The sequence below is a fragment of the Sphingopyxis sp. GW247-27LB genome (genome assembly GCF_002277025.1).
Classification (GTDB): domain Bacteria; phylum Pseudomonadota; class Alphaproteobacteria; order Sphingomonadales; family Sphingomonadaceae; genus Sphingopyxis.
Map to the genome: position 1 here is coordinate 781,934 of NZ_NIWD01000008.1, position 12,324 is coordinate 794,257.

The 12,324-nt window shown below is 68.3% G+C and carries 15 protein-coding genes; 4 read left to right on the forward strand and 11 right to left on the reverse strand.

Features of this window, described 5'->3' with window-relative positions:
* Nucleotides 1–2: 2 nt before the first annotated feature.
* The 6 genes from CD928_RS11230 to CD928_RS11255 all read right to left on the reverse strand — a co-directional run bounded on the left by CD928_RS11230 (nucleotide 3) and on the right by CD928_RS11255 (nucleotide 3,164).
* Nucleotides 3–257: a DUF6356 family protein gene (locus CD928_RS11230; RefSeq protein ID WP_095387132.1), complete on the reverse strand. Its 255-nt coding sequence runs from the start codon at nucleotides 255–257 to the stop codon at nucleotides 3–5.
* Nucleotides 258–438: 181 nt separating this feature from the next.
* A complete protein-coding gene (locus tag CD928_RS11235; protein WP_095387133.1) occupies nucleotides 439–1,383 on the reverse strand; it encodes an alpha/beta fold hydrolase in 945 nt (314 codons plus the stop codon).
* A gap of 4 nt (nucleotides 1,384–1,387) precedes the next feature.
* Complete coding sequence (locus CD928_RS11240) at nucleotides 1,388–1,579, reverse strand: helix-turn-helix transcriptional regulator (protein WP_095387134.1); 192 nt, start codon at nucleotides 1,577–1,579, stop codon at nucleotides 1,388–1,390.
* Entirely contained in the window at nucleotides 1,576–2,169 is a 594-nt protein-coding gene (locus tag CD928_RS11245) for a hypothetical protein (RefSeq protein WP_095387135.1), read from the reverse strand. Before CD928_RS11245 ends, CD928_RS11240 begins: the two co-directional genes overlap by 4 nt.
* Before the next feature lie 173 nt (nucleotides 2,170–2,342).
* The gene (locus tag CD928_RS11250) at nucleotides 2,343–2,720 is read right to left on the reverse strand and encodes a VOC family protein (RefSeq protein WP_095387136.1); all 378 of its coding nucleotides are present in this window, start codon (nucleotides 2,718–2,720) and stop codon (nucleotides 2,343–2,345) included.
* Nucleotides 2,721–2,729: 9 nt separating this feature from the next.
* On the reverse strand, nucleotides 2,730–3,164 hold the full coding sequence (locus CD928_RS11255; RefSeq protein ID WP_095387137.1) for a MerC family mercury resistance protein: 435 nt from the start codon (nucleotides 3,162–3,164) through the stop codon (nucleotides 2,730–2,732).
* A 145-nt stretch (nucleotides 3,165–3,309) separates the two neighbouring features.
* On the opposite strand from CD928_RS11255, the gene thrS reads away from it, so the two are divergent.
* Together thrS and CD928_RS11265 are read left to right on the forward strand one after the other, a co-directional pair.
* The gene (gene thrS / locus CD928_RS11260; RefSeq protein ID WP_095387406.1) at nucleotides 3,310–5,337 is read left to right on the forward strand and encodes a threonine--tRNA ligase; all 2,028 of its coding nucleotides are present in this window, start codon (nucleotides 3,310–3,312) and stop codon (nucleotides 5,335–5,337) included.
* Nucleotides 5,334–6,095, forward strand: a complete 762-nt coding sequence (locus tag CD928_RS11265; RefSeq protein ID WP_095387138.1) for a sulfite exporter TauE/SafE family protein — start codon at nucleotides 5,334–5,336, stop codon at nucleotides 6,093–6,095. Before thrS ends, CD928_RS11265 begins: the two co-directional genes overlap by 4 nt.
* Here CD928_RS11265 and CD928_RS11270 read toward each other — a convergent pair.
* Entirely contained in the window at nucleotides 6,092–8,593 is a 2,502-nt protein-coding gene (locus CD928_RS11270) for an ABC transporter permease (protein ID WP_095387139.1), read from the reverse strand. The genes CD928_RS11265 and CD928_RS11270 overlap by 4 nt on opposite strands.
* A gap of 4 nt (nucleotides 8,594–8,597) precedes the next feature.
* The gene (locus tag CD928_RS11275; RefSeq protein ID WP_176473546.1) at nucleotides 8,598–9,305 is read right to left on the reverse strand and encodes an ABC transporter ATP-binding protein; all 708 of its coding nucleotides are present in this window, start codon (nucleotides 9,303–9,305) and stop codon (nucleotides 8,598–8,600) included.
* Nucleotides 9,306–9,322: 17 nt separating this feature from the next.
* Between CD928_RS11275 and CD928_RS11280 the strand changes: the two genes are divergently transcribed.
* Nucleotides 9,323–10,033, forward strand: coding sequence for an arylesterase (locus CD928_RS11280; protein ID WP_095387140.1), 711 nt, complete (start codon nucleotides 9,323–9,325; stop codon nucleotides 10,031–10,033).
* A gap of 84 nt (nucleotides 10,034–10,117) precedes the next feature.
* Here CD928_RS11280 and CD928_RS11285 read toward each other — a convergent pair whose 3' ends face one another.
* Nucleotides 10,118–10,765 carry an MOSC domain-containing protein gene (locus tag CD928_RS11285; RefSeq protein WP_095387141.1) on the reverse strand — a complete coding sequence of 216 codons (648 nt, stop codon included), beginning with the start codon at nucleotides 10,763–10,765 and terminating at the stop codon, nucleotides 10,118–10,120.
* Complete coding sequence (locus tag CD928_RS11290; RefSeq protein WP_095387142.1) at nucleotides 10,762–11,313, reverse strand: MarR family winged helix-turn-helix transcriptional regulator; 552 nt, start codon at nucleotides 11,311–11,313, stop codon at nucleotides 10,762–10,764. Before CD928_RS11290 ends, CD928_RS11285 begins: the two co-directional genes overlap by 4 nt.
* Nucleotides 11,314–11,415: 102 nt before the next feature.
* Between CD928_RS11290 and CD928_RS11295 the strand changes: the two genes are divergently transcribed.
* Nucleotides 11,416–11,652, forward strand: a complete 237-nt coding sequence (locus tag CD928_RS11295; protein ID WP_095387143.1) for a hypothetical protein — start codon at nucleotides 11,416–11,418, stop codon at nucleotides 11,650–11,652.
* A 25-nt stretch (nucleotides 11,653–11,677) separates the two neighbouring features.
* On the opposite strand, the gene CD928_RS11300 is transcribed toward CD928_RS11295, so the two are convergent.
* The gene (locus tag CD928_RS11300) at nucleotides 11,678–12,001 is read right to left on the reverse strand and encodes a YnfA family protein (protein WP_095387144.1); all 324 of its coding nucleotides are present in this window, start codon (nucleotides 11,999–12,001) and stop codon (nucleotides 11,678–11,680) included.
* Nucleotides 12,002–12,324 lie beyond the last annotated feature (323 nt).

A 12,324-nucleotide genomic window follows, 5' to 3' on the forward strand; every position in this document is an offset into this window, starting at 1 on the left:
GGTCAGATGACCCAGTCGACCGTCTGCATCTGCATCACCGCCTGCCCCTTGGCGCGGCGCTGTTCGACCATGATGCGATTGAGGCGCTGGATCGTGTCGCTGCCGGTGGTGATGCACCAGCCGGGGACGAGCGCGTGGACCAGCGCGCAGAGCCCGCCCCAGATCATCGTCACGCCGAAGCGCGATGCGACACCGAAATGTTCGATGTAATTTTCGTCGACGCTCTTCGGATGATCGACGAACAGGCGCTTGAACATGGGGGGCTCCTTTCCGGCTCGCTGCTCCCCTAGCGGGGGTGGGCGATTCCGGCAAGGCGGACCAAATATCGTCATTGCGACCCCGGCGAAAGCCGGGGGAAGCAATCCCCAGCTCTCGTTCCCTGATGGCGATGGCTGGAGATTGCTTCGTCGCTACGCTCCTCGCAATGACGGTCGAGTTTTACTTCTCCGCCAGGAACGCATCGAGCGCCTTGGCGAACGCCTCCGGCTGGTCGAGCATGATGAAGTGGCGGCTGCCGGGCACCATCTGCGCCTTGAACCTGGCGACGCCCGCATATTGCGGCTCGAACGCCGCCTTGGCGGCTTCGGCCGGCATCGCGCTGTCGTCCTGCGCATAGAGCAGGGTGACCGGCGCCGCGATCTGTCCCATCTCGCCGCGCAGGTCGGTGGTCATGTCGTCGTAGAAGAGCTGTGCGCTGACCCGCGGGTCGGCGTCGCGCATCCAGCCTGCGACCGCGGTGCGGCCCGCGGGCGTGTTCGACATGCTGCCGACCATGCTCGCCGCGCCGGGGTCGGCGACCGGGCCCGCCGGCTTCGGCTTGCCAAATTGCGCGCGCATCGCGGCCGCCATCGCCTCGGCTCGCGGCTTCATCATCTCTGCCGTCGCGCCGGGGGCGAAGATGGTGCCGATGAAGGGCACCGCGTCGACGACCATCAGCTTGCCGACCTCCTGCGGCGTGCGCGCCGCGATCATCAGCCCGGTCAGCCCGCCGAGCGAATGGCCGACGATCGCCGGAGCGGGGCGCCCCGCGTCGGTGATGCAATCGTCGATATAGTCGGCGATCTCCTGCATCATCGGTTCGAGCACCGGACCCGCGGCGTTGATCCCCGCGTCGCCGCCGCCGAAGCCGCGCACCTGCACCAGATGCAGGCGATATTTGCCTTTCAGCCGTTCGGCGGCCTGGTCCCACACCGCGCGCGGCGAGGACAGGCCGGGGATCAGCACGACATCGGGGCCTTCGCCCTCGACCTTCACCGTGATCCGCTTGCCCTCGACGAGCGGCGCGGCGCACGCGGCGTCGGGTTCGGCCGCCCGGGCTTGGGTGGCGACCAGATTGGCGACGAGCAGCGCAAAGAGCGCCATGATGGGAAGCAGTTTTCGCATGGGTTCAGTCCTTCAGGAAAATATCTTCGATGGGGAGGCCGAACAGGTCGGCGATGCGGAAGGCGAGGGGGAGCGACGGGTCGTATTTCCCCGTCTCGATCGCGTTGACCGACTGGCGCGACACTTCGAGCCGCTCGGCGAGATCGCCCTGGCTCCAGTCGCGCTCGGCGCGCAGGACCTTGAGGCGATTTCTCACGACCCGCGCACCCGGTGCCAGATCTGCGCGACGCCGAGCCCGATCGCCCAGACCGGCACGGCCATCCAGCTTTCGACGTGCGGCACGACCTTGAAGCTCTCGAGGAAACCCCACACGGTCGCCACGATCAGCAGCAGGCCGAGCCCGAACAGCGCATGGGTGACATAGCGCATCTTCAGATATTCGTCGGTCTCCTCGACCAGATAGCGATAGAATCCCCAGACGAAATAGACGATCGGCAACGCCGGGAGCACCGCGATCAGCCACAGCAGCGGCCCCTCGGGCTTCAGCCAGTCGTTGACCGAAATGGCGAAGAACAGCGCGGCGACATAGGAGAAGGACCAGATCAGCCCTCGGCGGTTGTAGCGCTTGAGCGCTGGCGAGGAGCAGCCGGCGAAGTTGCCGTCGCGCTCGGTCGAGCGGATCAAGGGAATCAGCAACAGCATCGGCGGCAGCATGACGATCATCGTCCAGATGCCGTCGAGACCGGCGAACCGCGCGCCGAACCCCGTTCCGAACATCGCGACGACGAACGCCAGCCCCCAGAGCAGCGGCGCGTGATTGGCGACGGGCGCGTTATCCTGGGCCATCTCAGGCGCTCCGCGGACGCGGCAAGGGGTGGTGATTGGTGGTCATTGGTCAAGCTCCCTTGTTAATCAGTAAAGGAACATTGACATTAGGGAGTGTGAAAGTCAAGCGACATTGACAAATTGATTGGTGTGCTTGTCGGCCTGAGCCCGAAAACGAGCGATATTCGGGGAATCTATCCGATCAGCCGGCTCGGCCAGCCGATCCGCACCAGCGTGTCGCCGGGGTCCGAAACCGCGAATTCGTACATGCCCCAAGGCTTGTGAGTCGGCGCCTTGAGCGGGCCGATGATCGCGTCGCGCACCGCCTCGGCGATCTCGGCGACCTTTTCGGTGTAGAAATAGAGTCCGAACGGATTCTGTCCGGGCACCAGCCACTCCTGCGGCGATTCATCGGTCAGGTGAAGCTGCCAGCCCGCGCCGTCGTCGAGCAGGCGATAGCTGCCGTGATCGCTCACGACCCTGAGCCCCAGCCGTTCGTAGAAGGCGGTGCTGGCGTCGAGGTCGCGGCAGGGCAGGATCGCGGCGATGCTGTGGCGGGGGGCGTCGGACATGGCGCAAGTTTAACCATGCGTCTCTGCCTCGCCAATCGGACTTTTCGCACTGTGCCGCAGCCGCCAGTTGGCGAGATGCGCCGCGGCGAGAGCGATCGCGCCGGCCGAGGTGAGCCAGCGGTCGGCGGCTTCGGGATCGAGCGCGCCGAGCCAGCCCTCGTGGCCGGCGAGGCCGAGCGCGAGGAGGCCCAGCCCGCCCGCCGCGAGCAGCGCGGGCCCCGCGCGCCGGTGCCGTCGCCAGCCGCCCGACATGGCGGCGAACGCCGCGGGCGCCGCGAGCAGCAGGATCGCGGCATGAAAGGCCTCGGGCAGCGCCAGCCAGGCGCTGAGCGCCGGCGCGAGCAGCAGGATCAGCGGCAGCACGAGGCAATGGACCAGGCAGGCGAAGGACAGGCCGACGCCCATCGCGTCGAACAGCCGCGCGCGGGAGGAGGGGAGGCACATGGGAGAGGACTTTCGCAAGAGTATGCGTGCCAGATAATGATACATTGTATCATTGCAAGCGGCGATTGCGAATCCGCCCCTTGCCGCTCCCCGCGCATACTGGCAAAGGAGCCCGGCAATTTTGCCCAGAAAGGCCTATTTTTCGATGTCCGAGATGATCCGCGTCACCCTTCCCGATGGCTCTGCCCGAGAAGTCGCGCGCGGAACTACCCCGGCTGAGATCGCGGCGGACATCGGACCGGGCCTCGCCAAGGCCGCGCTCGCCGCGAAGGTCGACGGCGAAGTGCGCGACATCCTGCGTCCGCTCGACGCCGACACGAACCTTGCGCTGATTACCAGCCGCGACGAGGCCGACGCGCTCGAACTCGTCCGCCACGACTATGCGCATATCCTCGCCGAAGCGGTGCAGGCGCTGTGGCCGGGAACGCAGATCACCTTCGGCCCCGCGACCGAGGACGGCTTTTATTACGACGTGAAGGCGCCCGAGAGCCGCGATCCCTTCTCGATGGACGATCTGCCCGCGATCGAGGAGAAGATGCGCGAGATCATCCGCGCCGACAAGCCCTTGATACGTGAAGTCTGGACGCGAGAAGACCTAATCTCTCGGTGGGAACACCTCGGAGAAACGTTCAAGGCGGAATGGGCCAAGGACCTACCTGAGTTTGAGGATTTGACGGTCTATTGGTCCGGCGACCCGAACGGACCCGATGGCGAAACGGCATGGATGGACATGTGCCGCGGCCCGCACCTCGCGAGCACGGGAAAGGTCGATCCGCAGGCTTTCAAGCTGATGCGCGTCGCGGGCGCCTACTGGCGCGGCGACCAGAGGAACGCGCAGCTCACGCGCATCTACGGCACCGGCTGGCTGAACAAGAAGCAGCTCGACGCGCATCTCCACAAACTGGAGGAGGCTGCGAAGCGCGACCACCGCAAGCTCGGGCGCGAGATGGATCTGTTCCACCTCCAGGAAGAGGCGCACGGCAGCGTCTTCTGGCACCCGCACGGCTATATCGTCTGGCGCGAGCTCGAGGCCTATATGCGCCGCGCGATCGACGGCGCGGGCTACAAGGAGGTCAAGACCCCGCAGGTGATGGACGCGCGCCAGTGGGAACAGTCGGGCCATTGGGGCAAATATCGCGAGAATATGTTCGTCATCCCCGACGAGGTGCCGAACATCGAGGACGAAGGCCCGCTCGTCTCCGACGCCGCCGAGTGGATGGCCTTGAAGCCGATGAACTGCCCCGCGCACGTCCTGATCTTCCGCCAGGGGATCAAGTCGTACCGCGACCTGCCGCTGCGCATCTACGAAAACGGATGCTGTCATCGCAATGAACCCCACGGCGCCCTCCACGGCCTCATGCGCGTGCGTCAGTTCACGCAGGACGACGCGCACATCTTCTGCCGCGAGGATCAGATCATCGACGAGGTGCAGGACTTCTGCGCGCTCGCCGACCGCATCTACAAGGATTTCGGCTTTTCCTACGCGATCAAGCTGGCGCTGCGCCCCGACAAGCGCTTCGGCAGCGAGGAGATGTGGGACCTGTCGGAGGCCGAACTGCGCGACGCGGTCGTCCGCGCGGGGCTCGCCACCGACGATTATGGCTGGGAGGAGCTGCCGGGCGAGGGCGCCTTCTACGCGCCCAAGCTCGAATGGCACCTGACCGATGCGATCGGGCGAACGTGGCAGGTCGGCACGATCCAGTCCGACCGCGTCCTGCCCGAGCGCCTCGACGCGAGCTATATCGCCGAGGACGGCGAGCGCCACCGCCCGATCATGCTCCACCGCGCGATCTTCGGCAGCTACGAACGCTTCATCGGCATTTTGATCGAGCATTTCGCCGGCCGCTTCCCGACCTGGCTCGCGCCGGTGCAGGCGGTGGTCGCGACGATCGTGTCCGACGCCGACGATTATGCGAAGGATGCGGTGGCGCAGCTTCAGGCGGCGGGCATCCGCGTCGAGAGCGATCTTCGCAACGAGAAGATCAACTACAAGGTGCGCGAGCACAGCCTCGCCAAGGTCCCCTATCTCCTCGTCGTCGGCAAGCGCGAGGCGGAGGAGGGCACGGTCGCGGTTCGCACGCTCGGCCAGGACGGCCAGCGCATCATGCCGCTCGCCGAAGCGATCGCGATGCTGAAGGGCGAAGCGACGCCGCCGGATTTGCGCGCGGCTTGACCGCCCTGCACCCGATCCTCGGCTTCGCGCCGCTGACGCTGGCGGGCGCGGCGGCGATGACCTTTGGCGCCGCCTATGTGCGCGGGCTGACAGGGTTCGGGATGGCGATCATCCTCGTGCCGCTGCTCGGGCTGATCATCCCGCCCGCACAGGCGGTGGTGCTCGGCATCCTGATGCAATTGCTGATCGGGCCGGTGGGGCTGGGGCTGATCCACGCCGATGCCGACCGGGCGACGGCGCTGCCGATCGGGCTGATCGCGATGGCGACGACGCCCATCGGGATGGCGGTGCTGGGCGTCACGCGGCCCGACGTCGCGCGGCTGCTGATCACAGGGGTCGCGGTCGGCGCCTTCGTCGCGGTGCTGCTGCCCAAGCAGCCCGAAGGGCACCGGCCGGGCCGCGCTGCGGTGGTCGGCACCGGGGTCGCGTCGGGCATCTTGACCGGCTTCGCGGCGATGCCGGGACCGCCGGTGGTGCCCTTCTATCTTCGCCGCCACCTCGAGCCCCGCGTCGCGCGTGCCTCGATGCTGCTGATCTTCTTCCTGACCGCGATCGCCGGGACGGCGGCGGCGCTGTGGGTCGGCATCGCGACGAAGCGGCTGTTCCTGCTTGCGCTGCTGCTCTTCGTCCCCATGTGGCTCGGCAACCGCTTCGGCGGCCGCCATTTCGGCCGGGTGCCGCCGCATGTGTGGCAGGCGATGGTCGCGGTCGTGCTGGGCATCGCCGCGATTTCGGCGGTCGTCCGCCTCTTGAACTAAAGGCTTCGCAGCGCGCGCGCCGGGCGGGCCGACAGCAACGGCCAGCTTCCGGCGATGCCGATCAGGAAGGACAGACCAGCGCCGCCGAGCAGGGTCAGGCCGACGATCAGCGGATCGGGGGCGAAACGGAAGTCGAAGAGCTGGGTGACGACATACCAGGCCGAAGCGAGCCCGAGGCCGAGCGCCAGCACCGCGAGCACCACCGCGAGCACGCCATATTCGACCCCCTGCGCCCCCAATATCTGGCCTCTCGTGGCGCCGAGCAGTTTCAGGATGACGCTGTCGTAGACGCGCCGCTCGCGGCTCGCGGCGATCGCGCCGATCAGCACCGCGATGCCGGCGAGGATGGCGATGCTCGCCGCGGCGGCGATCGCCTGGCTCATTTGGGTGAGGAGACCCGTTACCTGCGTCACCACGTCGCGCACCGCGATCAGCGAGGCCGAGGGGAAGGCGCGTGGAATGCTGCGCGCGAGGCCGGTCTCGGCGGCCGGCGGCACCGCGACGGTCGCGACCATATTGTGCGGCGCGGCGTCGAAGCTGCCCGGCGAGAAGACGAGGACATAATTGAGGCCGAAATTGTCCCACTCGACGGTACGGAAGGAGGCGACCTTGGCCTGCACCTCGACCCCGAGGACGTTGACGGTCAACGTGTCGCCGAGCTTCAGGCCCAGCGATTTCGCGACCTCCTGCTCGACGCTGACCAGCGGCGGACCCTTGTAGTCCGCCGGCCACCAGGCGCCGCCGACGAGCGCGCTCCCCTGCGGCAGGGCGGCGCTGTAGGTCAGCCCGCGGTCGCCGCGCAGCACCCATGCGCCCTCGGGCAATTGCGCGAGCGCGTCGACGCGCTGGCCGGCATATTCGGTGATGCTGCCGCGCAGCGCCGGGATCAGGTTGACCTCGGCCTTCGGGTCGGCGGCGGCCACCAGCGCGCGGAAGCGCGCCGCGCCGTCGCGGGGCACGTCGAGGACGAAGAAGCTCGGCGCGCGCTGCGGCACGGTGCGCGCGATCTCGGCGGTGATGCTCGTCTGGATCGCGGCGAGGGTGACGAAGAGGGTGAGGCCGAGTCCGAGCGCGACGACGAGCGCACCGGTCGCGGCGCCCGGCCGGTGGAGATTGGCGAGCGCGAGGCGGAGCAAAGGCCGCTCGGGCCGCGGAAGCCGGCTCGCGACGCGCCGCACCAGCCAGCCGAGCCCGACCAGAAGCACGAGCAGTCCCGCCGCGGCGCCGACGAAGCCGAGCGCGAACAGCGGCTCGCGGGCGGTTCCGACGGCGAGCGCGACGATGGCGGCGAGCGCCGCACCGACCGCGAGGACGGTTCGTCGCTCGGGCCGCGCGAGCCCGTCGACGGTGGCGCGGAACAGGCCCGCTGCGGGCACCTGCCGCGCCGCCGCGAGCGGGGGCAGGGCGAAGGCGACGGCGATCAGCAGGCCATAGGCGGCGCTCACGCCAAGCGGCAGCGGATAGAGGGCGAGGCCGGGCTTCACCGGCAGCACGTCGCCGGCGATCGCGGTGATGATCGTCGGCGCGAGCGCCCCGACCGCCAGTCCCGCGATAATGGCGGCCGCCGCGACGGCGAGGATCTGCAGGGCATAGATGCGCATCACCGCACCGCTGTCCGCGCCGAGGATCTTCAGCGTCGCAAGGCCGGGGCGCTTGCCCGCGAGATAGCTCGCGACCCCGTTGCCGACCCCGATCCCGGCGATGACGAGCGCGGCGAGACCGACGAGCGAGAGGAATTGCCCCATGCGCTCGATGAAGCGCCGCGTTCCGGGGGCGCCGTTGCTGCGGTCGGTGACGTCCCAGCCGGCATCGGGGAAGGCGGCGGTCAGCCGCTTGCCCACCGCCTCGGGGTCGGCGCTGCCCGGCAGGCGGAGGCGATATTTGCTCTCGTAGAGGCTGCCGGGCTGGATCAGCCGCGTCGCGGGCAGGTCGGAAAGCCCGATGATCGCGACCGGCCCGAGCGTGAATCCCTCGCCGAGCCGGTCGGGCTCGTCGGCGATGATGCCGCCCACAACGAACGCTTTTTCGCCGAACTTCACACTGTTTCCGACTTCGAGATCCAGCCGCGAGGCGAGATCCTTGCCGATCCAGATGTTCCCCGCTGGCGGTGGGCCCCGCCGCGCTCCGCTTTCGAGCCGCATCGTGCCGTAGAGCGGATAGGCGGCGTCGATCGCCTTGAGTTCGGAGAGCAGCGCTTCGCCGTCGGGGGCGTTCGCCATCGCGCGCAGCCGCACCGTCGCCGAGACGCGCCCCTCGCGGCGGAAGGCGGCCATTTCCTCAGGCGTAGCTTCGCGCTGCGGCAGGCCGAATTCGACGTCGCCGCCGAGGATCGTCTGGCCGCGCGTTTCGAGCTCGGACGTGATCCCGCGCGTCAGGCTGCCGATCGCGGCGAGCGTCGCGACGCCGAGGAACAGGCAGACCGCGAGCAGCCGCAGCCCGCGAATGCGCGCCGCGAGGTCGCGCCGCGCGATCCGCCAGAGGGTGGCGAGCGGGATCATCGGATCAACGTTCCTCGATCCGCCCGTCGTGCATCGTGACGACGCGGTCGCAATGCTCGGCGAGTTCGGGGTCGTGGGTGATGATGAGCAGGGTCGCGCCGAGCGCGGCGCGGCGGGCGAAGATCAGCTCGATGATCGCATGGCCGGTCGCGGTGTCGAGATTGCCGGTCGGCTCGTCGGCGAAGATGATCGCGGGCGAACTCGCCATCGCGCGCGCGATCGCGACGCGCTGCTGCTCGCCGCCCGAAAGCTGGGCGGGATAGTGGGTCAGCCGGTGGCCGAGGCCGACCGCCTCGAGTTCGGCGCGCGCGCGTCCGAACGGGTCGGCGATGCCCGCGAGTTCGAGCGGCACCGCGACATTTTCCAAAGCCGTCATCGTCGGCAGCAGGTGAAAGGCCTGGAGCACGATACCGATCCGCCCGCGCCGCGCGCGGGCGAGGCCGTCCTCGTCCATCGCGGCGAAGTCGAGCCCCGCGACGCGGATGCTGCCGCCGCCCGCGCGTTCGAGCCCCGCGAGCACCGCCATCAGCGAGCTTTTGCCCGACCCCGACGGGCCGAGCAGCGCGACCGAGGTGCCGGCTTCGACCTCGAAATCGACCCCGCGCAATATTTCGACGGGGGCCTTGTCGCTCCCCAGCGTCAGCGTCACATTGTGGGCGGCGATCGCCAGCTCTGGCGCCAGAGAGATCTGGTGTCGGGGCGCGTCGGGCAAGGAAGGACCCTTTGGAAATGAAAACGGCCGGATGGCGTTCTGTCTGGATATATGGTTGTGCGATCGCGCTTTGCCAACCGCTCGCCGCGTGCGGCAGCGGAGAGGCTCCGCCGCCGGCGCCGAAGGGCGAGGTGAAGGCCGACGCGCCCGCGCTCCCCGACGACGCGCCGCTGATCATCGCGTTCGGCGACAGCCTCTATGCCGGCTACCAGCTCGGGCCGAAGGAAGGGCTGGCGCCGCAGCTTCAGGCCCAGCTTCTCGCCGACGGGGTGCGCGCGCGTGTTCAGAACGCCGGCGTTTCGGGCGACACCACCGCGGCGGGGCGCCAGCGCCTGTCCTTCGTGCTCGACCATGCGAAGGCGAAGCCCGCGCTCGTGCTGCTCGGGCTCGGCGGCAACGACATGCTGCGCGGCATCGGCCCCGACCAGACGCGCGCCAATCTCGACGCGATGCTCGCCGAGCTTCGGAAACGGGATATTCCGGTGCTGCTCACCGGCATGGTCGCGGCGCCCAACCTCGGCGCCGACTATGCCAAGGCGTTCGATCCGATATACCCGGAGCTGGCCGCCAAATATGACGCGAGCCTCTATCCCTTCATCCTCGACAATGTCGTCGGCAAGCCCGAGTTGATGCTCGGCGATCATATCCATCCCAATGCCAAAGGGGTGAAGATGATCGTTGGCGGGCTGGCGCCGCTGGTGGAAGGGGCGTTGCCGGATAGCGAGTAATCCGTCGTCATTGCGAGCGAAGCGAAGCAATCCAGAGTGTGACAAGCCGCTCTGGATTGCTTCGCTTCGCTCTCAATGACGCGTTCAGGCGAGCAATTTCTCCGCCCGCGCGCGCCAGTTCGTCGCGAGCGCGTCCATGTCCGCCAGTGCCCGCAGCGCCGCCGGCTCGCGCTTTCCCGCGCCGCCGATCAAGAGGGTGAAGACGCGCGCCACCGTCCAGTCGGGAAGTGGGCGCTCGATCAGGTCGAGCGCCTCGCCCGCCGCGACCGTGCCTTCCTCGATCACACGATAATACCAGCCGCTGCGCCCGCTGCTCACCACCGTCGCGGGAACGCTCGCGATGCCGAAGCGGTGGCCGAGTTTCCAGCAGGGCTGGCGTCCCTGGCTGATCTCGACCAGCGCGCTGCCGAGCCGGAACCGGTCGCCGACGCAGACGATGCTTTCGACGAGCCCGGTGGTCGAGACATTCTCGCCGAACGCGCCCGGCGCGGCGAGCAGCGCGTGGTCGGCGAGCCGCTCGCGCCAGAAGGGATAATGATCGCGCGGATAGTGATGGATCGCCTTGTCGGGGCCGCCGTGGACCGACAGATCGGCCTGCTCGTCGCCATCGATCCCGAGAAAGCCGACGCGCCGCGGACTCGCGACGGGGGATTTGGCGATCGCGCTCGCCTCGCCCTTGTCGCCGAACCGGCGTGCCTTGCCGGTCAGCAGGGCGTCGACGACCCAGGTCATGCGGCCTCCTGTTCGACGCAGATGGCGGCGGCGTCCTCGCGACCGAGCGGCACGTCGAGCAGGCCGCAGAAATGGGGGCTTCCCCGCTCGGCGTCGCGAAGGAAATGCCGGCATTCGGCGCAGAGGCCAAAGGGGCGATGGCCGCGCGCGGCAAGAAATCCCGCGAGCATGTGGGCGAGGAGGGGCGCGAAGATCGCGCGCTCGGCGGCGGTCAGTCCCGCGAGCATCGCGTCGGCGACATTCTCGGGCGTGCGTTCGAGCAGCGCGCGGCCCGCTTCGGTCAGGGTCAGGCGCACGAGGCGCCGGTCGTCCGCGTCGCCGGTCCGCTCGACCAGCCCCTTGCGCTCCAGCGTCGCGACGGTTTGCGATACCGTGCCCTTGGTTTGCCCCAGCCAGGCGGCGAGAGCGCCCGGCGTGCGCGAAAAACGGTTCGCGATTCCCAGATAGCGCAGGGCCTGCCACTGCACCGGCTTGAGTCCCGCCGAATGCCCGTCCCCGGCAATCAGGCGTGCGGCGCGCGTCAGCATGTCGGAGAGCCGGTCGGTCATTGCATAATGGTATCGACTAAAAACTATTTGCGCAATCCCGGTGCGCGTGCCAGATAATTGGTATCGAGTCGATACTTTAATGCTCGATGACAGGAGACGATCATGACCGAGAAAGCGATTTTCTATCACGCCGGCTGCGGCGTTTGCGTCGATGCCGAACAGGCGGTGGCCGACGCCATCGACCCGGCGCGCTACAATGTGGAAAGCGTCCATCTGGGCGAAGCCCCCGGCCGCGTTGCCGAGGCGGAGGCCGCGGGGGTCAAATCGGTGCCCGCGCTCGTCCTCGGCGGGCTTCCCTATCACATCAACTTCGGCGCTCCGCTCGACGCGCTCAAATAGGATGACGTGCCGCGCAGGGCCGGTGTCAGGCCCCGCGCGGCCCGAACAGGATGATCGCGGCGCCCCCGAGACAGACGAGCGCGCCGATCAGGTCCCAGCGGTCGGGCTTTGCCCCCTCGACCGCCCACAGCCACAGCAGCGCCGCGACGATATAGACCCCGCCATAGGCGGCATAGGCGCGCCCGGCATGATCGGCGTCGACCAGCGTCAGCAGCCAGGCGAAGAGCGCGAGCGAGGCCATGCCGGGCAGCAGCCACCAGGCGGACTTGTCCAGCCGCAGCCATGCCCAGAAGGCGAAGCATCCGGCGATCTCGGCGAGCGCGGCTCCGATATAGGCGAAAGCGGTCATGGCCTTACCGTGGCGTGAGCGCGCGGGAAAGGGAAGGGGGTTGTGGGTCCGCTTTGCGGGAAGCAGACGCCGCTCCCACCTTTGTCGTTCCCGCGAAAACGGGGCGACGAAGTTATGAAACGCGGAATGGCCACTTCCGGTCGATTATGGACATCTAAGCCCCTCCTCTTCAGAGGAGGGGCCGGCGAGACTTACGAACTTGTTCGTTAGTCGCAGCGGGGTGGTGAATGCGATGGTGCGCTGGCCTTCGGCCACCACCCCGCTCGACTAAGGCCCGGCTGCGCCGGACCAAGTCTCTCTGCCCCTCCTCTGAAGAGGAGGGG